Genomic DNA, 24,618 nt, shown 5'->3' with positions numbered 1-24,618 from the left:
CCTACGCTGAAGGGATGACAACAGACGCAGCAGCCCCGGAAACCACGACGGACTCCAGCACGGACTCAGCGACGGCCTCGACCACGGTCGAGTTCCGGCACGAGCCGGCCCTCTCCCGCTACACGCTGGAGATCGCGGGAGCCACCGTGGGATTGGCCGATTATGAGATCGCCGGCGAGGAGGTTTTGTTCACCCACGTCGAGGTGGACCCCACGCACCGGGGCGAGGGCCTGGCGAGCATTCTGGTCGAGCAGGCGCTCGACGACGTACGCACTCAGACCACACTCACCGTCGTGCCGGTGTGCCCCTACGTCGTGCGCTGGATCGACCTGCACACCGAGTACCAGGACCTGCTCACGCGCGGACAGTAACCCTCGGCCTACGGAACGCGGCCGATCCACTCATCCGTGCCGAACTTGGTCTCTACCAGCTCGGCCGCCCGCTCGTATTCCGCTTCGGTGATCTCGCCCGCAACCGCGCCGTACAGTCCGGTGAAGGTGGTCTTCATGCGGTCGATGATCGCGTCTCGACTGAGGCCCGTCTGGCTGCGCAACGGGTCGACCCGCTTCGCGGCGCTCGTGATGCCCTTGTCGCTGAGCTTCTCGCGGCCGATGCGGAGCACCTGCACCATCTTGTCGCCGTCCATGTCGTAGCTCATGGTGACGTGGTGCAGCACGGCGCCGCTGCCGAGCCGCTTCTGGGCGGCCCCGCCGATCTTGCCCTTGGGGCTCGTGATGTCGTTCAGCGGCTGGTAGTAGGCGTCGATGCCGAGGGACTTGAGGGCCGTGAGCACCCATTCGTCGAGGAAGGCGTAGGAGTCTGCGAACGTCATGCCCTGCACGAGGTCGGTCGGCGCGTAGATGGAATAGGTGATGACCGACCCTGCTTCCATGAACATGGCCCCGCCGCCGCTGATCCGGCGCACGACGGTGAAGCCGTGCCGGGCGGCCTGCACCGCGTCGACCTCGTTCTTGAGGGACTGGAAGCTGCCGATCACCACGGCCGGCTCCGTCCATTCCCAGATCCGGAGGGTGGGGCTGCGGCGCCCCTCGCCGACCTCGATCGCGAGCACCTCGTCGAGCGCCATCTGCATGACGGGGGCGACCGCCTTGGTGTGGATCAGCTGCCACTCGTAGTCTCGCCAGCCACTGGCCTGGGCGAGCGAACGGCGGATCGCCACCGCCACCGACTCGGGCGAGAAGCCGAGCAGCGTGGCCTGCGCCGGCAGCGCGGCGCGCACAGCGGCGGCGATGCTCACAGCGTCGCTGTCGGCGGGCAGGCCGTTCACGGCCGCGTTGATGTCACCGAGCGCACTGTCGGGCTCGAGGAAGAAATCACCGGCCAGCCGGAAGTCGACGATCGTGTTGTCGACGACGTCGAGATCGACGACGACGAGCTTGCCGCCTGGAACCTTATATTCACCGTGCATGACGCCAGCCTAATCGGCGGGCACGGCCCAGCGCTTGCCCAGCCACCCGATCAGGTCGTCGAAGACGTCGTCGCGGTTCGTCTCGTTGAACACCTCGTGCCGAGCCCCCGGGTAGACGATGACACGGATGTCGCGCAGCCCCGACCGCCCGGAATAGGCCCGGACCAGCTTGAGAATGCTGCGCTCCCCGCCCACGATGTCGTCGCCGCCGGCCAGGATCAGCAGCGGCAGGTCCGGCGGCAGACCGCGGCTCGGCCGGCCGAAGAGGCGCGCCGCCTCGCGCAAGCCGAACAGCTTCGCCAGCGGAGTCGTGGTCGTGAGCGGGTCGGCGATGAACGCGCGGGCCACCGCGGGGTCGCGGCTGAGCCACTCCACCCCGGTGTCGCCCAGGTGCTTGTGCCGGCGGTTCAGGTCGCCGCTGTCCAGGTAGCCGGGCATCCGGTAGGCCGTGCCGCTGAGCACGACCGCGTCGTAGTCGGCGGCGTGCGCGTTCACGATCATCTGCACCATGAACGACCCCCAGCTGTGGCCGAGCAGCACGAGCGGCAGGTCGGGGTGGGCGGCACGGATGATCCCGCTCAGCTGGTGCACTCCGGCCACGGCCGCGCGCAGGCCGCCGGGGCCGAGGCGGCCGAGGCAGGTGAGGTCGCCACCGTACTGGTGCACCCCGGTGTGGCCGTGGCCCCGATGATCGTCGGCATAGACGGTGTAGCCCGCCGTGTTCAGGCGCTCGGCGAGCTCCGCGTAGCGCTGCGCATGCTCACCGACCCCGTGGGCGATCTGGACGATGGCCCGAGGGCGATCGACGGCCCAGGTGAAATACGTGATCGAGACGCCGAAGTCATCCGTGTAGGTAGGCACGGGGCCAGTCTGACAGCACTCGCCCCGCTCGTCTGCTGGTTACAGGGCTTTGCCGCCAACCTGAACTAGGCTGCGAACAGGGAATACTTAGCAAGGCTAAGTGGTTAGGGTGTGTACCCATGGAATCTTCACCGTCAGCTCTCACGTCAGCTGTTGCCCCTGCAGGCGGCCGGCGCGCGACGGTTGCCGAGTTGAGCCACGACTTCCGGCTGGCCAACGGCCGCCTGGCCCGGCGGCTGCGCCAGGAGAAGGCCGACAACGAGTTGAGCAGCAGCCAGTTCTCGGCGCTCGGCACCATCTTCTTCCAGGGCCCTTTCACCCTCCGCGAGCTCAGCGAGCACGAGCGCGTCACGCCGCCATCGATGAATCGCACGGTCAACGCGCTGGTCGAGGCCGGCCTCGTCGACCGGGCCGGCTCGGCCGACGACGGCCGCAAAGTGGTACTCACGGTGACCGAACGGGGGCGCAGCCTGATGCGGGAGACCCGCAAGCGCCGGGATGCGTGGCTCGCCCAGCGCATCGTGAAACTGAGTTCCGATCAGCGCCGGGTACTCACCGAAGCCGTCGACATCATGAAGGAGCTCGCCAACAGTTGAATACCATGTTTCGCTCCCTGAGCGTCCCGAACTACCGAATCTGGTTCGCGGGCGCCCTGGTGTCGAACATCGGAACCTGGATGCAGCGCACCGCCCAGGACTGGATCGTCCTGACCGAGCTGACCGACTACAACGCCACGGCAGTGGGTATCGTGATGGCCCTGCAGTTCGGGCCGCAGCTCGTGCTGATGCCGTGGTCGGGCCTGATCGCCGACCGGTTCAACCGGCGCCGGCTGCTCATCCTGACGCAGAGCCTGATGGGACTGCTGGCGCTCGGCCTGGGCGTGATCACGGTCACCGGCGTCGTCGAGCTGTGGCACGTCTACCTCTTCGCCCTCGGACTCGGCATCGTGGCGGCCATCGACGCCCCGGCCCGGCAGACCTTCGTGTCGGAGCTGGTCTCCGACGACAACCTGTCGAACGCGGTGGCCCTCAACTCCGCCTCGTTCAACGGCGCCCGGCTCTTCGGCCCGGCCGCCGCCGGCCTGTTGACGGTGGCCGTGGGTGCCGGCTGGGTGTTCATGATCAACGCCGTGACCTTCGCCGCGACGGTCTTCGCGATGACACTGCTGCGAACCGAGCAACTGCGCCGGCAGCCGCGGGCACCCCGCGAGCGCGGCCAGCTGATGGCCGGTTTCCGCTATGTGTCACATCGACCCGACATCGTCGTCGTGCTGATCACGGTTTTCCTGGTGGGCACCTTCGGGTTCAACTTCGCCATTTTCACGGCCACGATGGCGACCGTCGAGTTCGGAATGGGTGCCAGCGAGTTCGGCCTGCTCAGCTCGATCATGGCGATCGGCTCGGTGGCGGGAGCCCTGCTCAGCGCCCGGCGCAGCCGGCCTCGGCTCCGGCTCGTGGTGGCCGGTTCGTTCGTGTTCGGACTCTCCTGCGCCCTGGCCGCTGTGATGCCCAACTACGTGACGTTCGCGATCTCCCTGGCCCTCGTCGGCCTGTCCTCGCTGACCCTGATGACGACCGCGAACGCGTACGTGCAAACCACGACGCGGCCGGCCATGCGCGGCAGGGTGATGGCGCTGTACATGGCAATCTTCGCCGGCGGAACTCCGCTCGGGGCACCGCTGGTCGGCTGGGTGGCCGACCAGTTCGGCCCGCGCTGGGCGCTCGGTGTCGCCGCGCTCTCCGGCCTCCTCGCGGCTGCCGCCGTGCTGTTCTGGATGGTGCGCTACCGCAGCCTGCGGGTGCGGATCCGCCGGGGCGTGTCCCCCCGGATCCGCGTGCACCACGACGGCGACGGCCGCGATGCCGAGACGGCGACCCGCGAGATCGCCATCGTCGAGGCCACGGCGACACGCTAGCGCTCGAATCGCCCGGCTCGGCGAGACGACGGTGTTGGGGTCTGACGGCGCGATCGACAATTCGTAATCAAGTTCGATTTTAGCTTATTATCATGGGAACGAATATAGTGCTTTTGTTCTACTTGAGGTAAACTCTTGTTCATGACCACCCTCGTGGAACACCCCGCAGCGGATGCCGCACCCGGCCCGTTCGCGGCGGCGCGCGTGGTGGCCGAGCTGCAGGCTCTCGCGGGTGAACTCGGTGAGACGCTCGGGTGTTCGAGCGTGCGCGGCCTCGACGACGACGGGCTGCTGCAGGTGACCACGGCGCTCGAGGGGCTCGGCCGCCGTGTCGACGCCCTCCGGGTGGCCGCGGCCGGGGAGGTCGCCGACCGGTCCCGGCCCGAACTCGGCACCGGGCAGCTCTCCGCGAGGAAGGGCTGCCGCACCGCCGGGGAACTCCTCGAGCGGCTCACCCTGGTGTCGGGCCCGACCGCCGGGCGACGGATGCGGCTGGGCAAGCAGCTCCGCACCGGCCGCTCCCTGAGCGGCGAACCGCTGCCGCCCACCTTTCCGGCGACCTCGATCGCTCTGGCCACCGGCGCGATCGGCGTCGACACGGCCGACGCCATCCTGACCGCCTTGACGCCCACGCTGCGGTGCACCGACCTGGACTCGGTGCAGGCCGCGGAGAGCGAGCTGGTGGCGTCGGCGACGGGCACGAGTGCGCAGACCCCGGTGCCCGCGCCGGCGGATGAGGTCCGGTTGCAGGGCTCCGTCTGGAAGGCCGTGCTCGCGCCCGACGGGTCGCGGCCCGACGACCACGCCGCGGTGGCGCGGTCGTTCCGGCTCGGCCGGGAACGCGACGGCGTGGTGCCGGTGTCGGGGTCGTTGATGCCCGAGATCGCGGGCAAGCTGCGCCGCCTGTTCGACGCGTATCTGTCGCCGAAGAGTGCGCCGGTCGCCTTCCACGCCGAGGAAGACGCCGACACAAACCGGGAGGGGCTCACACCGGAGCAGGCGCGGGAGCAGGCGCTGCTCGAACGGGATGACCGCACGCCCGACCAGCGGCGGCACGACGTGTTCGCCGTGATCGTCGACGTCGCCGCCCGCGCCGGCGAGGCACCGACCATCGGCGGCGCCCCCGCCACGGTGCTGGTCAGCGTGCGGGAACAGGACCTCAACGCGGACTTCGGCCAGGGCCGCGGCGTCGGCTGGATCGACGGCGTCGATTCCCCGATCCCGATCACCGCCGTCAAGGATCTGATCAGCACCGGCGGACAGCAGAAGGTCGTGATCAACGACGAGGGCCGCATCATCAAGCTCGGTTCCCCCGAGCGCTGCTTCACGCCCGCGCAGAGACGCGCGATCCAACTCCGCGACGGCACCTGCATCATCCCCTGGTGCAAAATCCCCGCCGGAATGACCGAGATCCACCACGTCATCCCGCATTCCGAAGGCGGGGAAACCCACACCGACAACGGCGTCTGCCTCTGCTGGTTCCACCACCGCTACCTCGCCGCCTCCGGCTGGGCCATCCGGATGGTGCGCGGCGCCGTGCAGATCATGGCACCACCCTGGCTCGAGACCGGGGCACGCAAGTGGCGGGCCGTGACGAAGTCCCGCACCCGGATGACGGACGCCGTTGAACGAACGAACGTGAGCAGGGATGACGAGTAGGGGTGCGTCTGGGCCTTGGTCTCGACAGGCTCGGGTCTCGACAGGCTCGACCAGCGCCATGGGAACCATGGCGACGCAGGTCGCCAGAGCGCCGGGTCACAGCCGTCGGGCCGGCGGATGCCGGTTAGCGCACGCCGGTTAGCGCACGCCGGTCAGCGCACGCCGTTCATCAGCCGCAGGATCGGGCGGGCGATCAGTGCGAGCAGCAGTCCGAGCACGATGGCGACCCCGCCGATCACGCTGAAGTAAACCGTCTCGGGCACCGTGGTGTACCACTCGGCGAGCCAACCGGACATCGCGCTGCCCAGGGCGATCGACAGGAAGAACAGCGCGACCATCTGGGTCTTGAACGGCTCGGGCGCGAGCCGCGTGGTGACGGCCAGGCCGACCGGCCCGATCATCAACTCCGCCACCGTGAGCACGAAGAGGATCACGACCATGGCGACCAGCGGAGTCGAGTTCGCACCGCCGTCGACGAACGGAAGGAACAGGAGGAAGGCGGCGCCCATCAGAGCGGTGCCCGCGGCGAACTTGACCGGGGTCGACGGCTGGCGGGAACCCCAGCGGGTCCAGAGCGCCGCGAAGGCGCCGGAGAGCAGGATGATGAAGACCGGGTTGAACGACTGCACCCACGACACGGGCAGCTCCCACCCGAACACGTCCCGGTTGAGGCGCTCATCGGCGTAGATGGTGACCACCGTGAACTGCTGCTGGGAGAGTGACCAGAACGCGGCGCTGGCCACGAACAGCGGCATGAACGCGTAGACGCGCTTGCGTTCGATGGCAGTGATCTGACGGTTGCGCAGGATCACCACGAAGTAGGAGACCGTGGCAACCAGGGTCAGCGTGATCACGATCGTGACCAGACCGGATGCCGTGATCACGCCCAGCAGCACCAGCACCACGATCAGGCCGATGGCCGCGATCAGGGCCCAGAGGTACGCGGCGTAGCGGGAGGCCGGCAGCGGGTTCGGCACCTCGTGCACGATCGCCGGCAGCCGTTTGCGCCCGAAGGAATACTGCACCAGGCCGATCGCCATGCCCACGGCCGCGAGGCCGAAGCCGTAGTGGAAGCCGAGAGTGGTCTGCAGCAGCCCGGTCAGGACCGGTCCGAAGAACGCGCCCAGGTTGATCCCGAGATAGAAGAGGGAGAACCCCGCGTCGAGCCGCGGGTCGTCCTTGGCGTAGAGCGCCCCGACGACGCTGGTCGCGTTGGCCTTGAGCCCTCCGCTGCCGAGGGCGATCAGGATGAGCCCGGTCGCCACCCCGGCGGCGCCCGGCAGCACCGCCAGCGCCACGTGCCCCACGGCAATCACGATGGCGCTGTAGAACAGCACCCGCTCCGAACCCAGCAGACGGTCGGCGATCCAGGCACCCAGGATGGTCGACAGGTAGACACCGCCGCCGTACGCCCCCACGATGCCGGCCGCGGTGGCCTGCGGCATGCCGAGGCCGCCGTCGGCCGCGGAATAGTACAAATACAGCAGCAGGATGCCCTGCATCCCGTAGAAGGAGAAACGCTCCCACATCTCGACGCCGAAGACATTGGCGAGGGAACGGGGCTGGCCGAGGAAGCTTCGGTCGTCACGTGGAGGGGCTTGTTCAACAACCGAGGACATTGCTTGACCTTACCGCGTGCCCCCAGAATCGGGGGCATCGGCGCCGCTGCGGCACCGGGCTGCGGCGCACGGTACGATTTGCCCGGTACCGTTAGAACCTCTGGAGAAAGGGCCGGCATGGACGCTCTATCGCTGGTCTCCCTCCTCAGCGAGGTCCTGACCCTGGTCGGACTCGTCGTCGGCGGAGTCCTCTTCGCAGCCGGCCTGGTCGTGCGCGGCGTGAAGGGCCGCTGGATGCTGACGGACGGCGTCATCGCCTCCTCGCCGGCGGGTACGGTCATCCGTTGGTTCGACCGTGACGGCGACGTGCACGAATGCCCTGCCACCACCCACGAGACACACCGGCTCGCTCCGGGAGAGGACGTGCTGGTCTGGTTCAACCTTCGCACCCCCTCGCGGTGCCGCACCCACACCCCCGAGGCGGAGGGCCGGGCCCTGCGCGTGACCGGGCTGATCCTGCTCGGCATCGGCGCCGCATCCGGCGTGCTCGGCATCGTGCTGCTCTTCGTCTGACCCGCCGGGCGCACCTGACGCTCGAGAGCTAGCGCCCGGGCGTCAGGTGCTCGCCGAAGAAGGCCTCGATCCGCCGCCAGGCGTCGGCCGCGGCGACGGGATCAGGCCCGGCCCCCAGAACGCGCTTGAGCAGGAATCGCAGGGCCACCGGGCCGCTTTCGGCATCGTTGAGGAAGGCGTGCCCGGCACCGGGGTACTCCACGACGTCGTGCGGGATGCCCAGCCGGGTCGCCGACGCCTCGAGCGTGGCGGCGGCGCCCCGGAGGGACTTGTCGGTGGCGCCGAAGCTGGCCACGATCGGGCACGCTCCGGTGAGCGCGTCGTCGAGCTGTTTCGGCAGCCGGCCGTAATTGACGGATGCCGCGTCGAACCCACGCGTGGCGGCGACCAGGGCGAACCCCCCACCCATGCAGAACCCGAGCACCCCGGCAGCGCCGGTGCAGTCGTCCCGGTTGATCAGGAATTGCCGGGCGGACTCGATGTCGGTGAAGGCCCGGCCCGCGCCGGTCTGGAGCTCGCGAAAAGTCTGCATCAGGCACTTTCGCGCCCCGCCCTCGGTGAAGAGGTCGGGCATCAAAGCGAGGTAGCCGGCTGCGGCCATCCGTTCGACCTGGCGCCGCATCACATCGTTCAGGCCGAAGGCCTCGTGCACCAGCACGACGGCCGGCCAGGGACCGGGACCGGCCGGCCGGCCCAGTACCGCCCTGAGCCCGGCGCTGCCGCCCGGCGCAGGCGGCAGGAGCAGGTCGATCAGGTGCGGAGCGGTGCTGCCGGTCATGGGTGGCCTCTCAGGGGTGGCCTCTCAGGGGTGGCCTCTCAGGCTGAATCACAACTTTATCCCCGGCGAGGCGCCGACACCGCTAGCATGTGGTCAGACCACATCCCACCACACCGCCCCCCCCCCCCCCCCAATGTCGAGGAGGAACCGTGAGCGCTCCGCCCCGCGCCTGGGAAACCGTGCTGCAGAGCATCGAGCTGGACCTGCTCAGCGGTCGACTCCGGCCCGGCGACCGCCTCCCGCCCGAACGGGCCCTCGCCGTGGAGCTGGGCGTCGGACGCTCCAGCGTGCGAGAGGCCATCCGGGTGCTCGAGGTGCTCGGGCTGCTGCGTACCTCCGCCGGGTCGGGACCCGGCGCGGGCGCGATCATCGTGGCCCTGCCCGGCGGCGGCATGTCGGCGCTGATGCGCCTGCAGGTGGCGGCTCGCGGGTTCCCCGTCGCTGACGTGGTCAAGACCCGGCTCGTGCTCGAGGCGTCGGTCGTGACCGAGCTGGCCGAGGCATCCGCTCGGGCCGACTCGACCATGGTGGCCAGCGCGTCGCTGCGACCGAATCTCCGGGCACCGGTACAGCTGCTGGGCGCGATGGACTCGCCCGCGCTCACCGAGGCGGAGTTCCTGGCCCTCGACGCCGAATTCCACCTGGCCCTGGCGGAGGCCTCCGGCAACCAGGTTGTCACCGCCACGATGGCCGGGCTCCGCAGCGCCATCGAGGGCTACGCCCGGGCCGGTGCGACGAGCCTCGCCTCCTGGGCCGACACCTCGACCCGGCTCCGGGCCGAACACCGCGCGATCGTCGCCGCGATCGAGGCCGGCGACGCTCCGGCGGCTCGGAGCCTCGTGCACGACCACATCGCCGGCTACTACGCCGAAACCCACCAGGCCCACCACCGTCCCGCCCGCACCGCGGATGCCTCCGGGTATCCGGTGGCCCGATAGAAGAACGGACACATCCCAATGGTTCAACGCCGCATCCCGAAGATCGCAGACCTCGCCCCGCTGATGCGGTTCAAGACCCCCGAGTTGAATGCGAAGAAGCGCCGCCTCGAGAGCGCGCACACGATCTACGACCTGCGGGACATCGCCAAGAAGCGCACCCCCAAGGCCGCGTTCGACTACACCGACGGTGCCGCCGAAGCCGAGCTCTCGCTGGGCCGCGCCCGCCAGGCCTTCGAGGACATCGAGTTCAACCCGTCGATCCTGCGGGACGTGTCGACCGTCTCGACCGGCTGGGACGTGCTCGGAGCCCCCGTGGCGCAGCCCTTCGGCATCGCCCCGACCGGCTTCACCCGGATGATGCAGACCGAGGGCGAGATCGCGGGCGCCCACGTGGCCGCCCGGGCCGGTATCCCCTTCTCCTTGTCGACCATGGGCACCACGTCGATCGAGGACGTCAAGGCCGCGAACCCGCACGGGCGCAACTGGTTCCAGCTGTACATGTGGAAGGACCGCGACCGGTCGATGGCGCTGGTCGACCGGGCCGCGAAAGCCGGCTACGACACCCTGCTGGTGACCGTGGACGTGCCGGTCGCCGGTGCGCGCCTGCGCGACAGGCGCAACGGTTTCTCGATCCCGCCGGCCCTGACCATCGGAACGGTCATCAACGCGCTGCCGCGGCCGGAGTGGTGGATCAACTTCCTCACCACCGAGCCGCTCGCCTTCGCCACCCTCGACCGCTCGAGCGGCACGGTCGCCGACCTGATCGACACCATGTTCGACCCCACCGTCACGTTCGAGGACCTGGCCTGGATCAAAGCTCAGTGGCCCGGCAAGATCGTCGTCAAGGGCGTGCAGAGCCTGGCGGATGCGCAGACGCTCGCCGACCTCGGCGTGGACGGCATCATCCTCTCCAACCACGGCGGCCGACAGCTGGACCGCGCCCCGATCCCGTTCCACCTGCTGCCGCAGGTCGTGCGCGAGGTGGGCAGCGAATACGAGGTGCACCTGGACACGGGCATCATGAGCGGTGCCGACATCGTCGCATCCGTCGCCCTCGGCGCCCGCTTCACCCTGATCGGCCGCGCCTACCTCTACGGCTTGATGGCCGGCGGCGAGGCCGGCGTCGACCGGGCCGTCCAGATCCTCTCCGAGCAGGTGTCCCGCACGATGCGGCTGCTCGGTGTGACGAGCCTCGAGGAGCTCGAGCCCGGGCACGTCACGCAGCTCGCACGCCTCGGCCGCATCTCGCAGCCCGTGGCGGCATCCGTCAGCGTGTAGCGGCCTGACCGGCCGAGCGTCGCCGTTTGTGCCGAGCTGACCCGTTCTAGCGGGTCAACTCGGCACAAACGGGACGTCTGGGCGGCGCGGCTACGCCGCGGCGAGCTCCGCGAGCACGGCAGCGAGCTGCTCCACCGCCCAGTCCAGGTCGGCCTCGGAGACCACGATCGGCGGAGCCAGGCGGACGGTGGACCCGTGGGTGTCCTTCGCGAGCACGCCGCGCACCAGGAGAGCCTCGCAGACCGCCCGGCCGGAGGCCAGCTTCGGGTCGATGTCGATGCCGGCCCACAGACCGGCGCCGCGCACGGCCAGAACACCCCGGCCGATCAGCCCGGTCAGCCCGTCATGCAGGCGGGCGCCGAGCACGCGCGCGCGCTCCTGCTGCTCGCCGGTGGCCAGCAGCTTCACCACGGCGAGGCCGACGGCCGCCGCCAGCGGGTTGCCGCCGAAGGTCGAGCCGTGCTCCCCCGGGCGGAGCACACCCAGCACGTCCCGGTTGCCCACGACCGCGGAGACCGGCACGATGCCGCCGCCGAGCGCCTTGCCGAGCAGGTAGAGGTCGGGAACGACGCCCACCAGGTCGCAGGCGAAGGTCGCCCCGGTGCGGCCGAGGCCGGACTGGATCTCGTCGGCGATGAAGAGCACATTGTGCCGGGTCGTGATCTCGCGCACGGCCGGCAGGTAGTCCGCCGGCGGCACGACGATGCCGGCCTCGCCCTGGATCGGCTCGAGCAGCACGGCCACCGTGTTCTCGTCGATCGCCGCCTCGAGGGCCGCTGCGTCCCCATAGGGAACCGTGCGGAACCCCGGGGTGAACGGACCGAAGTCCTTCCGGGCCGACTCGTCGTCGGAGAAACTGATGATCGTGGTGGTGCGGCCGTGGAAGTTCTCCCCGGCCACGATGATGTTGGCCATCCCCGCGGCGACGCCCTTGACCCGATAGCCCCAGGCGCGGGCCACCTTGATGCCGGACTCGACCGCCTCGGCGCCCGTGTTCATCGGCAGGACCATGTCCTTGCCGGCGAGCTCGGCGAGCGCGGTCACGAACGGGCCGAGCTGGTCGTTGTGGAACGCACGGCTGGTGAGCGTGATGCGGCCCAGCTGCTCGCGGGCGGCGTCCAGCAGGAGCGGATTCGAGTGCCCGAAGTTGACCGCGGAGTACGCGGCCAGGCAGTCCAGGTAGCGGCGGCCGTCGACATCCGTCACCCAGGCGCCGTCGCCGGACGCGACGACCACAGGCAGCGGATGGTAGTTGTGGGCGGCGTGCTCGTCTTCCAGTGCGATGTACCCGGCCTGGCCGAGCGTCGTCGCACTCGGCGTCGTCGTCTGGTCGGTCATCGGCGCAGCTCCAGCGTGCAGCATTTCACTCCTCCTCCACCGAGCAGCAGCTCGGACAGGTCGACCCCGATCGGGTTGAAGCCGCGTGAGCGCAGCTGGCGCTCGAAGTCCTTGGCCCGCGCGGCGATGACCACGTTGAAACCGTCGGAGTAGGAGTTGAGGCCGAGGATGGCCGCGTCCTCCTCGGTGACGATGATGGCATCCGGGAAGCGCTCCCGCAGGATGGCCAGGCTGGGCTCGTCGAACGCGCTCGGCAGGTAGGCGATCTCGCCGTTGCCGGTGTCGGGCGAACCGTCGAGCACGGCGATGGCCGTGTCGAGGTGGTAGAAGCTCGGGTTGATCAGGTTGAGCGTGATCACCGTGCGACCGTAGATCGCCGCCACCTCTTCGTGACTGTGCGAGGCGCTACGGAACCCGGTGCCCGCGAGGATCACATCGCCGACGAGCAGGAAGTCGCCCTCGCCCTCGTTGATCTCGACGGGCACGCGCACGTCGAAGTCGTGGGCGCCGAACCAGTCCATATAGGCCGGCCCTTCCGGCTGGCGTTCGGCGTAGGTGAAGGCGGCGCCGTAGGCGATGTTGTCGATCACGAAGCCGCCGTTGGCCGCGTAGACCATGTCCGGCAGGCCCTCGACCGGGTCGATCAGGTGAACGTCGAAGCCGAGGCCGACGTAGGTGTCGTAGAGGGTCTGCCACTGGGCAACGGCGAGTGCGGTGTCGGTGGGGATGGCCGGGTCCATCCAGGGGTTGATGCGGTACACCACGGTGAAGTAGTCGGGCTTGCACATCAGCACGGTGCGCTTGACGGGTCTGCGCTCGGGCCGTTCCGGCGAGACGAGCTCATTCGGGTTGGGGGCGGTGAGATTGGTCGACATGGGACTCCTTCGGCGGCCGGCCGCCCGTGTCGGGCGAGACCGGCGTGCTCGGCGTGCGGGGTGGATGGCGGACCAGGTCACTCACGAGAGCTCTGCCAGACGGGAAAACAGCTCCGACAGAGACGCCATTCTTAGTTTCACACAGCATGAATCGGAGGTGCACGCTAATTTGCGCCGAAAACATGCGCGATTTCGGCCGTGCGCGCAGTTTTCCGCCGTGAGAGACGGTGACGGATGCCCAGCGCCGGCCTGCCCCTGGCCGACCACCGCGCAGCTATCCAGTGATTCGCGCTATCGGGCGCTGTTTTTCTGCGTCGACACGCGCATCAGCGCAACGACGCCCCTTAGACTCTCGGCATGGACAACCTCGACCGTGGCATTCTCGACCTGCTCCGCCAGAATGCCCGGGCGGGCTACGGCGATATCGGCTCGGTGGTGGGGCTGTCGGCGTCCGCCGTGAAACGCCGCGTGGACCGGCTCGTGGCGGACCGCGTCATCCGTGGTTTCACCATCCAGGTGGACCCGGCCATCGACGGAATGAGCACCGAGGCCTACGTCGAACTCTTCTGCCGCGGAACCGTGGCGCCGGAGGAACTGCTCCGCATCCTCTCCGGGGTGCCGGAGGTCGTGGACGCCGGAACGGTCACGGGCAGTGCGGACGCCATCGTGCATATCCGGGCGCGGGACATCCCCGGCCTCGAGGCGGCGCTGGAGAAGGTGCGTCTGGCCCCCAACGTGGACCACACCCGCAGCGCGATCGTGCTCTCCCGGCTGATCCACCGCACGGCCGAGTAACCGCGGGCCGCGCAGCCCGGCCCTTTCGCTCGGCCCGGACCTCCGCAACACTGTGGGGATGGTCTCCCGCAGAAGCAGTCAGGTTCCGAGCAGGATCGGCGCAGCCGGCGCCGAGCGCATCAGCGCGGGCGCGTACGGCCTGCTGGTGGCCGCGAGCACCCTGATCGGGCTCGGGAACAACTCCGCCTGGACCATCATCCTCGTCGTCATGATCACCAACCTCGTCTACTACGCCACCCACGTCTTCGCCTACTCGATCGGCGACGAGAAGGTCGGCTGGACGCACGTGCGCCACCACCTCCGCGTCAGCGCCCCGATGATCTCCGCGGCGTTCGTGCCGCTGCTGACCGTGCTGGCCCTGCTGGCCCTCGGCTTCGACACCGGCACCGCGACACTGATCGGCGTGATCACGGCCACCGTGCTGCTGGCTCTGGTGGCGGTCGGCGGGTTGCGGCTCCGCGGCATCCGTGGCTGGCCGCTCCTCGTCGTCGCGGGCGGAACAGTGCTGCTCGCCGCGGTGCTGATCCTCGCGAAGTTCCTGGTGCTGCACTAGCGGCACTGGGCCGCCGAAACCCGCCGAGCGCGGGGCACGGGGCGCTAGCCGGGGACGGGGACCGGGCGGCGTGTCACGGGCGCGAGCAGATGGATCAGGGTCACCGCGGCGATCGATCCGGCGCAGAGGATGCCGGCCAGCACCACGATCTGGAACCGCCCGGCCTCGAGCGGCGACGCCCCGCCGAAGATGGCGCCCACGAAGGCCCCCGGCAGCGTGACGAGCCCGGTGGTCTTCGTCTGGTCGGTGGAGGGGATCAGGGCGAAGTACACCGCTCGGCGGGCGAGCTCCCGGGTGGCCTGGCGCGGGGTGGCGCCGAGGGCCAGCCAGCCCTCGACCTCCTCCCAGTGCTCGGTGACGCCCTCGGTGAAGCGTCGGCCGGAGAGCGTGGCGATCGACATGGCGTTGCCGATGATGATGCCGCCGAACGACAACACGTAGCGCGGCGTGAACTCGAGCGCTCCGGTGCCGAAGACCACGAGGAGGGTGACCAGGACCCCGAGTCCCATTGCGACGGCCACCCAGGCTGCGTGGCGGCGGGTAGCGCCGATCCGGCGGGTGACGGTGCCGACCGCCGCGGTGAACATGACCACGAGGCCCACGCCGACCCAGAACGGGTCGGAGATGATGCCGCTGAGGATCAGGCTGATCGCGGCGAGCTGCAGGGCTCCGCGCAGCACGGCGAGCGCCGGAGCGAACGGATGCGGCACCCGGTACGTCCGCAGCACCAGCGTGACGATCGCGATGAGCAGCACGACGCCCAGCAGGGTCGGCGCCAGGCCGGCCAGCTGGGCAGGGAGGTCGCGGAGCCAGGTCACGTATCGAGCCTAGCGAGCCGCCGCATCCGTTCGGCCCCGCACCGCTGTTCGGCACTGCCCTTCCGACTGCGAGAGCGGGTGAATCACGGCTAGCTTGGTACGTAACGCACACAAAGGATGTCCGGCATGCAACTTGTCATCGACCAGCACTCCCCCACCCCGCCCTACGAGCAACTGCGGGTGCAGGTGATCGAGGGGGTGCGCGCCGGCACGCTGGCGCCGGGCGACAAGCTGCCCACCGTGCGCCGGCTCGCCGAGGACCTCGGCCTGGCGCCGAACACGGTCGCGCGCGCCTACCGGGAGCTGGAAACGGACGAGGTGATCGAGACCCGCGGACGTCTCGGCTCCTTCATCGCCGCGACCGGGGACGCCACACACCGGCAGGCGCAGCTGGCCGCGGTCGCCTACGCCGAGCGGGTGCGCTCACTCGGGCTGGCCACGGATGAAGCGCTGGTGATCGTGCGGACGGCCCTGGGCATCCGTTCGTAGGAAGCGGTTCCCCCTGGCGAGAGTCGCTGCTTGCACCGAGACTCGCCCGCAGAAAGGCGATTCTCGGCAGAGACGGCGAGAGTCGGCTAGCGGTCGGCTAGCGGTCGTACGACGCGGCCAGGCGGCGGAAGCCCTCATCGAGGCTCACCGCGGGGGTCCAGCGGAGCTCGGTCCGGGTGCGGCGCTGGTCGAACCAGTGCGCGGTCGAGAGCTGCTCGGCCAGGAACCGGGTCATCGGCGGCTCGTCGACGCCCGGGCGGACGGCCCAGGCCGCCTCGATCAGCGCCCCCGCACCGCGGGCGACGCCGGCCGGCACCCGCCAGGCCGGAGCCGGCACGCCCGCGGCCCGGCACATCCCCGCGAGCAGCTCGGCGACCGGCCGCGGCTCGCCGTTCGTGATCACGTAGGAGCGGCCGTGCACGGCGTCGGCCTGCTCGAGGGCGGCGGCGATCGCCGAGGCGGCGTTGTCGATGTAGGTGGTGTCGATCAGGGCGGCGCCGTGACCGAGCAGCGGCAGGCGCCCGGCGCGGGCGCGCTCCACGATCCGGGCCACGAGCTGGGTGTCGCCGGGGCCCCAGACCAGGTGCGGGCGCACGGCGACCACGCGCAGGCGCGCCGAGTCCGCGGCGAGAGCGAGCAGTTCGGCCTCGGCCTTGGTGCGGGCGTAGGGCCCGCGAGCGCGGGCCGGGTCGGCCGGGTCGGCGTCGCTGCCGACAATGGATGCCCCGGCGTGGGCCACCGAGGGCGAGGACACGAACACGAAACGGGAGACTCCGGCATCCGTGGCCTCGGCCAGCAGGGAGCGGGTGCCGCCCACGTTCACGGCGACGAAATCGGCCGGACTGCCCGCGAGGGACACCTTGGCGGCCAGGTGCACGACCGCGTCCATGCCGGCGACGGCGAGCCGGGCCTCGGCCGGCACGGTGACCGAGCCGAGCAGGTCGGTGACGCCGGGCACGCCCGACGGGCGGCGCTGGAACGTGCGCACCTCGTGCCCGGCGGCCGCGATCTCGGCCGCGACGGCCCGGCCGAGGAAGCCGCTGGCCCCGGTGACGAGCACCCTCACGGGCGAGTCATCCGGGCACCGGAGAGGATGCCGCCGGCCCAGCGGCCCAGCCGGGTGCGGTCGATCTTCGAGTTGTGACGGATGTCCGTGGGCAGGTGCGGCACGACCAGAACCGCGGCCAGCGGAAGACCCGCGGCGGCGCGCACGGCGGCGGCCAGCTCGGGGTCGGCCAGCGCGACCCGGCGGGCCGGCGTGACGGTCTCGACCACGACCACCACCTGCTGGGTGCCGGCCGGGCCGATCCCGACCACGGCGGCCCGGGCCACCGCGGCGACGGACTCGACGCGCTGCTCGGGGCCGACCGGGGTGAGCACGCCGGCCGCGGTCGTGATCACGTGCGGCAGGCGGCCCTCCACCCAGAGTCGTCCGGCCGTGTCGAGGTGTCCGACGTCGCCCGTGCGGTGCCAGCGTTCGCCGGGCACGGCGCCGCGGCGGGCGGCCCGGTCGGTCAGCCACAGGCGGTCGTAGTGGTCTTCGACGTGGGGCGCGGAGACCACGATCTCGCCGGTGACGCCGGCAACCTCGGACAGTTCGCCGGTGGCACGGCCCCGGGCGTCGAGGGCGCTCGTGCGGATGCGCGTGGTCGCCGTCGCGCGGCCGACGCAGACCCCGCCGGGGCCGGCCGGGACATCCGTCGGGGTCGACGACGCGACAGCCGACCCAACCGACGACAATGCCGACGTCGGGTCAGTCAGTGGGCGCGTGGCCAGCGCCTCGCGGATGCCGTGGAGGGTGATGTCGGCCATCAGCAGCCCCTCGGTCATGCCGTAGGGCGTGTGTGCGGAGGCCGCCGGCATCAGCCGGGCCGCCGCGGCGAGCAGTGGCTCGGAGACCGGGGCGCCGGCCGAGAGGAAGCACTCCACGCCCGCAAGACTGGCGTGGTCGGCGGCGGTGAGGCTGTCGGCGGTGGTGACGACGTTCATCAGCGCGGCGGGCGACAGGAACACCACGGTCGCGTCGATGGCGGCCACCGCGGCGGCCACGGATGCGGCGGTCAGCGTCTTCGGCTTCGTCACGTCCATGTCGGGGGTCACCGAACGGGCGCCGAGCGCCGGCCCGAGCAGGGCGAACGGGGCGAAGCCGGCCACCAGGCCGGTACCGCGGCCCACGCCGTACTGCGCGTACAGCGCGTGGCTGACCGCGGCGAGCTGGCCGTGCGTGTAGACGACGCCCTTGGCCGGACCGGTCGAGCCGGACGTGAACAGCACGGCGGCCGTGTCACCGGGTTCCGGCGGCGGCGGCAGTTCCTCGTCCACGCCGAGCGCGATCAGCTCGGCGAGGGTGGCGGAGATGTCGAGGGCGCGCATCGCGGCGCGGGGAAACCGCGCCACGGAGATCTTCTGGCCGGGCCAGTCGAGGGCCCGGGCGGCGAGCAGCCCGGGGGCGGCGCCGATCACATGGTCGGGGCGGGCGCCGCGCACGGCGCGGGTCAGCCCGCGCAGGCCGAGGCCGGCATCCGCCACCACCACGATCGCGCCGATCCTCACGCAGGCGTAGAGCACCGCGGTCAAATCGGCTCCGGGCGGGATCAGCAGCGAGACACGGTCGCCCTTGCGCACACCGAGGCGGTCGAGGCCGCAGGCGAGCTGCCTCACGCGCCGGGAGAGCAGCCGCCAGCTGACGACGCGGGGCGCGCCGCCACCAGGCGGGGCCATGTCGATCAGCGCGGTCTCGTCGCTGTTCTGGAGTTCGTCGAGGTAGTGCCAGAGCGGATGCCGCTCGCTGGCCGCCCAGCCGCCCTCGCCCTCGCCCTCACCCTCGCCCTGCGCGCCCGAGTGTGCCCGTTCCGGTCGAGAGTGCCCGGCGGAACGGGCACTCTCGACCGGAACGGGAACCCCACCGGCGGAGGAGTCTGCGGGCAGCCCACGGTCGCCGAGCCAGGTGAGCGCGGCCGCGGCGTAGTCGACGTCCTCCATCACGAGGTGTCCGGCACCCTCGAAGCGGTGCACGTCGGCGTGCGGCAGCCGGTCCAGAAGGTCGTCGAGGTAGCGGTCGCTGAAGATCGGATCGGTGGGGCCCCAGAGCATCAGGGCCGGCACGACGAGGTCACGGATGCCGCCGGAGATCCGGGCCAGTTCGGCCGCGCTCTCATGTGCGTCCGGCACCGGGATGTCCGCCACGAACGCGCCGATGCCGCCGCGCCGGGCCGCGCCGCGGTACGGCGCGCGATAGGCCTGCTTGACCGCGGTCGGCAGCGGCGGGTGCGCGAGCGCCAGCGTCGTCTCCAGGAACGCCGGCGTGGCCACGGTTCCACGCCCGAGCACGCTGCTCCGCAGGGCCAGCCGCAGCGGGGCCGGCACGGGAGCGTCCTCCGGCTGGTGCACGGCCGTGTTCAGCAGCATGACCCCGGCGAGCAGTTCCGGGTGGTCGAGCGCCCAGCCGAGCGAGATCGAGCCGCCCCAGTCGTGCCCGAAGGTGACCACCGGGCCGGAGAGTCCCAGCGTGTCGGTCAGTTCACCGAGGTCCCGCACGCGCATGGCAAGCGGGCGCCGGGCACCCGATCGTTCGGAATAGCCCATTTCGAGCTGGTCGACGGCGATCACGCGCCAGGCCTCGCCGCCGTTGGCGGCCGCATCCGTCGCCGCCGTCACGAACTCGCGCCACAGGTAGGACCAGGTCGGGTTGCCGTGCACGCAGAGCACCGTGCCCACGGGGGTGACGCCCAGTTCGGCGAGGCGGTCGCCGTTGTCGAGCAGGTGCCAGGTGCGGGTGACCGGATGCCCGGACGCCCCCGACACGACCGGCACCAGCCGTGAGAACGCGGCGTCCATCCCCGGCAGCCCGGCAGGCGGCAGGGTCGCGGGCGCCGGCGTCGCGGCGGCACGCGGGAGGCGGTAGGACACGGGGGCAGGGCCGAGGTTCACCAGGCGAGTTCCATCATGGCCGTGTTGAGGCCGCTGCCGACGCCCATCAGGAGCACGCGGTCGCCGCGCTTGAGGGTGCCGGCTTCCCCGGCGAGGGTGATCGGGATCGACGCGGGACCCACATTGCCGAACAAAGGGTAGGTGAGCGGCACCCGGCTGCGGTCCAGCCCGGTCGCCTTCACGATGGCGTTGGTGTGCACATCAGACACCTGGTGCAGGATGTAGCGGTCCATGCCCGACCAGTTCCAGTCGCGCTTGGCCTCGGTCCAGGCCGAGACGACGAGCTCCATGCCGCCCTTCAGCAGTGCCTTCGCGTCGGTGAACATGCCGTCGACGCTGCCGACGCAGAGTCCGTTGAACTGGGTCGCGGCCCGGGTGACGCCGCCGAGGATGCGGTGGCCCTCCGGATGCCGGTCGGCCCGCCCGAGCACGGCCGCGGCCGCCCCGGAGCCGAGCGTCAGGCTCGCGAACTCGCTCATGAAATCCTTGCGGCTGATGTCCGGCCGGCCGAGCCGTTCGATGGTGTTGGTCTGGATCTCGTCGGCGTCTTCGCCGTCGATGATCACCGCGTAGTCGATTTGGCCGGAGTCGATCAGCTGGGCAGCCAGGGTCATGCCGTTGACGAAGCCGAGGCAGGCGTTCGCGATGTCGAAGTTCGTGGCCGAGGAGGGCAGTCCGAGACCGTGGTGGATGCGCACGGCCACGGAGGGTTCGAGATGCTTGCGGGTCACCGAGGTGTTGATCATCAGGCCGACCTGGCCCGGTTCGATGCCGGCCGCGGCCAGGGCGCGCTTGCCGGCCGTGACGGCCGCGTCGTCGAAGGCCTGGCCGGGAGCCCAGTTGCGCCGCTCGTGCACGCCGGCCACCCGCTGGAGCAGCCCGCTCGGCAGTTTGAGTCGTTTCAGGGCCGGTTGCAAGCGACGGTCGATGTCCACCGACGTGGTGATCTGCGGGGCGAGCTCGCTCGCCACCGAGAGCAGAACGACGTTCCGGTGCGTCGTCGTTGCGTTACCGTCCAACTGTGGTTCCCCTGTCGAATTGCAGCAGTGGCAACCACGGCCCCGGCCATCCTGCACCTGAAGCCTGACTGTTGTCCGTACTCCTGCTGGGCACGGCCGACCGCAGACTGCGACCGCCAAGGACTCATTTTAGCCTTCCGGGCCGCCGCCGCCGTGCGGGCGGAGACCCGGGGCGGATGATCGCCGCTAGATGATCCCCTCGGAGAGGGTGCTCGGGTTGCCGAAGCGGTGCGCCGTGATCGAGATCGCCTGCTCACGCAGGAACGGAAGCAGCTCGACCCGGCCGGCCTGGGTGACGGGGTGCGCGTAGACGGCCACATCCGGGCTGCCGCCGAGGGCGCGGGCCAGGCTGGACGCCGCCGCCTGGGCTCCGTGCAGACGGTCCCCGCCGATCAGTCGCACCCGACTGGTGCGGATGCCACCGGCCGCCGCCCGCTCCAGCCATTCGGCGTCGTTCTCCACCGTGACCGTGATCTCGCGCTCGGCGAGTACGTTGCGCACCATCGGCGGCACCGGGATCGCGCTGGACACCTCGAACCGCGCCGTCGACACGGTGGCCGCGGCGATCACCCGCAGCAGGTCGGACAGCGTGCCGTCCTCGCAGAGGCGCACGGTGACGGGCAGGGGGCGGTAGCGGAACAGGTTGCGTTCGAGCCCGAGGTCCGAGGCGTCCTTCACGGCGCCGAACTCGTCGCGCCAGGCCAGCGCGTCGCTGAGCGCCGACCGGCGCAGCACGTCGAAGTCGGCGTAGTCGAGCACGGTCTGGGCTGCTTCGATCAGGTCGGTGACGCTCTGGTCGAGACCCCGCAGGTGCAGTGTCGAGCTGTTGCGGCCGGGATCGCTCACCCAGCTGCCGAACCCGTACAGGTAGTTCGGACCGCCGGCTTTGGTGCCCGGGCCCACGGCCGACCGCTTCCAGCCGCCGAAGGGCTGCCGCTGCACGATCGCGCCCGTGATGCCGCGGTTCACGTAGAGGTTGCCGGCCTCGATGGTCTCCAGCCACTCGGCCAGCTCCGCCGGGTCGAGCGAGTGCAGCCCCGAGGTCAGGCCGTAGTCGACCGCGTTCTGGAACCGGATGGCCTCGGCCAGGTTGCGCGCGTGCATCACTCCGAGCACCGGGCCGAAGAACTCGGTCAGGTGGAAGTAGGAGCCGGGCAGAACCCCGGTGCGGATGCCCGGCGACCACAGGGCGCCGGACTCATCGAGCTGTTCGGGCTCGACCAGCCACCGCTCGCCGACGCCGAGCGTGGTGAGGGCGTGCAACAGTTTGCCCTCGGCCGGTTCGATCAGCGGACCCATCTGGGTGACCGGGTCGGCGGGCCGTCCGACGCGGAGGGAGGTCGCGGCATCCGTCAGCTGACTCAGGAAACGCTCCGACCGGGCGACCGATCCGACCAGGATGACCAGGCTCGCGGCGGAGCACTTCTGCCCGGCGTGCCCGAACGCGCTCTTGATGACGTCGGCGGCGGCGAGGTCGAGGTCGGCGGAGGGGGTGACGATGATGGCGTTCTTGCCGCTCGTCTCAGCCAGCAGGGGCAGGTCTTCGCGGAAGCTGCGGAACAGCTGCGCGGTCTCGTAGGCCCCGGTCAGGATGACCCGGTCGACAGCCGGGTGCGAGATCAGGCGGGTGCCGAGTTCGCGGTCCGCGAGGTCCACCAGCACCAGCAGGTCGCGTGGCACGCCGGCCTCCCAGAGCGCCTCGACCATGACGGCGCCGGAGCGCTGGGCGAGCTTGGCGGGCTTGACGATCACGCCGGATCCGGCGGCGAGCGCGGCAAGCACGCCGCCGGCCGAGATGGCGACCGGGAAGTTCCACGGCGGGGTGACCACGGTCAGCCTGGCGGGCACGAAGATCGCGCCCTGCACGGCGTCCAGGTCGCGGGCGCGTTCAGCGTAGTAGTGGGCGAAGTCGATCGCCTCGCTGACCTCCGGGTCACCCTCGGCGATGGTCTTGCCGGTTTCGGCGGCCATCACCTCGATCAGACGGTCGCGGTTCGCGGCGAGCGCGAGCCCGGCCCGGTGCAGCACGGCGGCGCGCTCGGCGCCGGTGCGCTGGCCCCAGGCGGCGCCGGCGGCCGCGGCGGTCTCGATCAGGTGGTCCAGTTCGGCCGGGTCGCTGACCCGGGCGTCACGGATGGCGTCCAGCCCGAGCGTGGAGGTCCCCACCCGGCTCAGGATGCGACGGCCCCAGGCCCGGTTCGCGGGCAGCGAGGGGTCCGTGTCGGGTTCGTTGTGGAAACCGGTCTGCGGCAGGCTGCCGACGGAACCGCGGGTGAGGCCGAGCACGGCTGCGGTGAGCCCGACTCCGGACTCATCGCCGTATTCGTCGTCGCCGTCATCGGCGGAGCGCTCCAGTCCATGGTCGGCGGCGTCGAGCTGCTCGGCCCGGGACCGGTCCTGGCCCCGGTTGGGCTGCGGCACGACGGTGTCGAGGCCCGCGAGGGAGGCCAGGAACCGCTCCTTCTCCCGGTCGAAGAGGTCCGGTGAGCTGGTCAGCTCGAAGACCGCCGACATGAAGTTGTCCTGGCTGGCGTTCTCCTCGAGGCGGCGGATCAGGTAGCTGATCGCCACGTCGAACTCGGCGGGGTTCACGACGGGCGTGTAGAGCAGGAGTCGGCCGACGTCCTTGCGAACGGCCTCGGCCTGGCTGGTGGCCATGCCCAGCAGCATCTCGAACTCGACCCGGTCGTCCACGCCGCGCTTCTGCGCGAGCAGGTGCGCCCACGCCACGTCGAAGAGGTTGTGGCCGGCGACGCCGATCTTGACGGCATCCGTGTTCTGGGGCGTGAACGCCCAGTCGAGAACGCGCTTGTAGTTGGTGTCGCTGTCCTGCTTGGTGGAGTAGGTCGCCAGCGGCCAGTCGTGCACGGCGGAGTCGACATGCTCCATGGCCAGGTTGGCACCCTTGACGACGCGCACCTTGATCGGGGCTCCGCCGGCTGCCCGGCGGCCCTGGGCCCAGTGGGTCAGACCCTGCAGAGCACCCAGGGCGTCGGGCAGGTAGGCCTGCAGCACGATGCCGGCCTCCAGGTGCAGCAGCTGCGGCTGGTCGAGGATTCGCTCGAACACCGCGATGGTGAGGTCGAGGTCGCGGTACTCCTCCATGTCCAGGTTGATGAACTTGGGCGTCGCCGACGATTCCGCCAGCTCGTAGAGCGGGGTCAGGCGTTCGACGACCCGGTCGACGGCCTCATCGAACGACCACATCGACAGCTGGCTGGCGATCGAGGAGACCTTGATCGAGACGTAATCCACGTCGTCGCGCGCGAGCAGCGCGCGGGTGCCTTCGAGGCGGCGCAGCGCCTCCCTCTCCCCCAGCACGGCCTCCCCGAGCAGGTTGATGTTGAGCCGGTTGCCGGATTCACGCAGGTGTGCAATCGCCGGGCCGAGCTTGTCCGGCGTGGCGTCCACGACGAGGTGGCCGACCATCTGGCGCAGCACCTTCCGTGCCGCCGGGATGACCACCCAGGGCAGCACCGGGCCGAGCACTCCGCCGAGGCCGATCGCCCCGCGCATGTACGAGGGCAGGAAGCCGGGCGCCTGCTTCGCCACTTTCTGCAGGTTGTACCCGGCGACCATGAGGTCTTCCGGGCGCATCACGCCGTCGACGAAGCCCACGGTGAAGTCCAGCCCGTTCGGGTCCTTCAGCACGCCGGCGAGGCGTTCGGCCGACACGTCGGCGGGAATCGTGGCGCTCTCGGCGAGCCACTTCTGCACGAGGGCAACCACATCGGCGCTGAGATCGTGCTGCACGGATGGAGTGGAGTTGGTCATGGTCACGAGGCTAGTTCTTTCGTTCGCGGCGGGCTGC

The 24,618-nt window shown here is 70.6% G+C and carries 21 protein-coding genes; 10 read left to right on the top strand and 11 right to left on the bottom strand.

Going from position 1 to position 24,618, the window contains the following annotated elements; translation table 11 throughout:
* Nucleotides 1-14 precede the first annotated feature (14 nt).
* Nucleotides 15-371 carry a GNAT family N-acetyltransferase gene (locus AC0J5J_RS11125; RefSeq protein WP_474898016.1) on the top strand — a complete coding sequence of 119 codons (357 nt, stop codon included), beginning with the start codon at nt 15-17 and terminating at the stop codon, nt 369-371.
* An 8-nt stretch (nt 372-379) separates the two neighbouring features.
* Here the strand turns inward: AC0J5J_RS11125 and AC0J5J_RS11120 are convergent, their stop codons facing one another.
* Nucleotides 380-1,429, bottom strand: a complete 1,050-nt coding sequence (locus tag AC0J5J_RS11120; protein ID WP_474898014.1) for a lipoate--protein ligase family protein — start codon at nt 1,427-1,429, stop codon at nt 380-382.
* A 9-nt stretch (nt 1,430-1,438) separates the two neighbouring features.
* Nucleotides 1,439-2,290, bottom strand: a complete 852-nt coding sequence (locus AC0J5J_RS11115; RefSeq protein WP_134424027.1) for an alpha/beta fold hydrolase — start codon at nt 2,288-2,290, stop codon at nt 1,439-1,441.
* Between the two features lie 191 nt (nt 2,291-2,481).
* On the opposite strand from AC0J5J_RS11115, the gene AC0J5J_RS11110 reads away from it, so the two are divergent.
* The 3 genes from AC0J5J_RS11110 to AC0J5J_RS11100 all read left to right on the top strand — a co-directional run bounded on the left by AC0J5J_RS11110 (nt 2,482) and on the right by AC0J5J_RS11100 (nt 5,864).
* Nucleotides 2,482-2,886: a MarR family winged helix-turn-helix transcriptional regulator gene (locus tag AC0J5J_RS11110; protein WP_241972677.1), complete on the top strand. Its 405-nt coding sequence runs from the start codon at nt 2,482-2,484 to the stop codon at nt 2,884-2,886.
* Nucleotides 2,887-2,891: 5 nt separating this feature from the next.
* Nucleotides 2,892-4,205, top strand: a complete 1,314-nt coding sequence (locus AC0J5J_RS11105) for an MFS transporter (RefSeq protein ID WP_198414223.1) — start codon at nt 2,892-2,894, stop codon at nt 4,203-4,205.
* Nucleotides 4,206-4,346: 141 nt separating this feature from the next.
* Entirely contained in the window at nt 4,347-5,864 is a 1,518-nt protein-coding gene (locus AC0J5J_RS11100; RefSeq protein WP_474898013.1) for an HNH endonuclease signature motif containing protein, read from the top strand.
* Between the two features lie 152 nt (nt 5,865-6,016).
* Here the strand turns inward: AC0J5J_RS11100 and AC0J5J_RS11095 are convergent, their stop codons facing one another.
* Entirely contained in the window at nt 6,017-7,483 is a 1,467-nt protein-coding gene (locus AC0J5J_RS11095; protein ID WP_134424023.1) for a peptide MFS transporter, read from the bottom strand.
* 117 nt (nt 7,484-7,600) lie between these two features.
* On the opposite strand from AC0J5J_RS11095, the gene AC0J5J_RS11090 reads away from it, so the two are divergent.
* Nucleotides 7,601-7,996 carry a sortase gene (locus tag AC0J5J_RS11090; protein WP_134424022.1) on the top strand — a complete coding sequence of 132 codons (396 nt, stop codon included), beginning with the start codon at nt 7,601-7,603 and terminating at the stop codon, nt 7,994-7,996.
* 28 nt (nt 7,997-8,024) lie between these two features.
* Here the strand turns inward: AC0J5J_RS11090 and AC0J5J_RS11085 are convergent, their stop codons facing one another.
* Entirely contained in the window at nt 8,025-8,774 is a 750-nt protein-coding gene (locus AC0J5J_RS11085; RefSeq protein ID WP_134424021.1) for a dienelactone hydrolase family protein, read from the bottom strand.
* A 149-nt stretch (nt 8,775-8,923) separates the two neighbouring features.
* On the opposite strand from AC0J5J_RS11085, the gene AC0J5J_RS11080 reads away from it, so the two are divergent.
* Nucleotides 8,924-9,712: a FadR/GntR family transcriptional regulator gene (locus AC0J5J_RS11080; RefSeq protein ID WP_134424020.1), complete on the top strand. Its 789-nt coding sequence runs from the start codon at nt 8,924-8,926 to the stop codon at nt 9,710-9,712.
* An 18-nt stretch (nt 9,713-9,730) separates the two neighbouring features.
* Nucleotides 9,731-10,990 (top strand): alpha-hydroxy acid oxidase, encoded by a 1,260-nt coding sequence (locus AC0J5J_RS11075; protein ID WP_474898011.1) that lies wholly within the window; start codon nt 9,731-9,733, stop codon nt 10,988-10,990.
* 90 nt (nt 10,991-11,080) lie between these two features.
* On the opposite strand, the gene rocD is transcribed toward AC0J5J_RS11075, so the two are convergent.
* Both rocD and ddaH read right to left on the bottom strand, forming a co-directional pair.
* On the bottom strand, nt 11,081-12,328 hold the full coding sequence (rocD, locus tag AC0J5J_RS11070) for an ornithine--oxo-acid transaminase (protein ID WP_134424066.1): 1,248 nt from the start codon (nt 12,326-12,328) through the stop codon (nt 11,081-11,083).
* Entirely contained in the window at nt 12,325-13,203 is an 879-nt protein-coding gene (gene ddaH, locus AC0J5J_RS11065; RefSeq protein WP_474898009.1) for a dimethylargininase, read from the bottom strand. The genes rocD and ddaH overlap by 4 nt, the downstream gene beginning before the upstream one ends.
* Nucleotides 13,204-13,560: 357 nt before the next feature.
* On the opposite strand from ddaH, the gene AC0J5J_RS11060 reads away from it, so the two are divergent.
* Both AC0J5J_RS11060 and AC0J5J_RS11055 read left to right on the top strand, forming a co-directional pair.
* Complete coding sequence (locus tag AC0J5J_RS11060; protein WP_134424017.1) at nt 13,561-13,998, top strand: Lrp/AsnC family transcriptional regulator; 438 nt, start codon at nt 13,561-13,563, stop codon at nt 13,996-13,998.
* A gap of 58 nt (nt 13,999-14,056) precedes the next feature.
* Complete coding sequence (locus AC0J5J_RS11055) at nt 14,057-14,551, top strand: hypothetical protein (RefSeq protein ID WP_474898007.1); 495 nt, start codon at nt 14,057-14,059, stop codon at nt 14,549-14,551.
* A gap of 44 nt (nt 14,552-14,595) precedes the next feature.
* On the opposite strand, the gene AC0J5J_RS11050 is transcribed toward AC0J5J_RS11055, so the two are convergent.
* A complete protein-coding gene (locus AC0J5J_RS11050) occupies nt 14,596-15,369 on the bottom strand; it encodes an ABC transporter permease (RefSeq protein WP_474898005.1) in 774 nt (257 codons plus the stop codon).
* 126 nt (nt 15,370-15,495) lie between these two features.
* Between AC0J5J_RS11050 and AC0J5J_RS11045 the strand changes: the two genes are divergently transcribed.
* Entirely contained in the window at nt 15,496-15,858 is a 363-nt protein-coding gene (locus AC0J5J_RS11045; protein ID WP_134424015.1) for a GntR family transcriptional regulator, read from the top strand.
* A gap of 97 nt (nt 15,859-15,955) precedes the next feature.
* On the opposite strand, the gene AC0J5J_RS11040 is transcribed toward AC0J5J_RS11045, so the two are convergent.
* The 4 genes from AC0J5J_RS11040 to AC0J5J_RS11025 form a co-directional block, all read right to left on the bottom strand.
* A complete protein-coding gene (locus tag AC0J5J_RS11040) occupies nt 15,956-16,924 on the bottom strand; it encodes an NAD-dependent epimerase/dehydratase family protein (RefSeq protein WP_474898003.1) in 969 nt (322 codons plus the stop codon).
* Nucleotides 16,921-19,695 (bottom strand): alpha/beta fold hydrolase, encoded by a 2,775-nt coding sequence (locus tag AC0J5J_RS11035; RefSeq protein ID WP_474900220.1) that lies wholly within the window; start codon nt 19,693-19,695, stop codon nt 16,921-16,923. The genes AC0J5J_RS11040 and AC0J5J_RS11035 overlap by 4 nt, the downstream gene beginning before the upstream one ends.
* A gap of 89 nt (nt 19,696-19,784) precedes the next feature.
* On the bottom strand, nt 19,785-20,807 hold the full coding sequence (locus AC0J5J_RS11030; protein ID WP_134424013.1) for a 3-oxoacyl-ACP synthase III: 1,023 nt from the start codon (nt 20,805-20,807) through the stop codon (nt 19,785-19,787).
* A 186-nt stretch (nt 20,808-20,993) separates the two neighbouring features.
* Nucleotides 20,994-24,581, bottom strand: coding sequence for a proline dehydrogenase family protein (locus AC0J5J_RS11025; RefSeq protein WP_474898001.1), 3,588 nt, complete (start codon nt 24,579-24,581; stop codon nt 20,994-20,996).
* Nucleotides 24,582-24,618 lie beyond the last annotated feature (37 nt).

Source organism: Cryobacterium sp. TS_SC_7 (assembly GCF_056156285.1).
The sequence above is the reverse complement of the archived record's forward strand: the minus strand, read 5'-3'. Positions and strand labels throughout refer to the sequence as shown.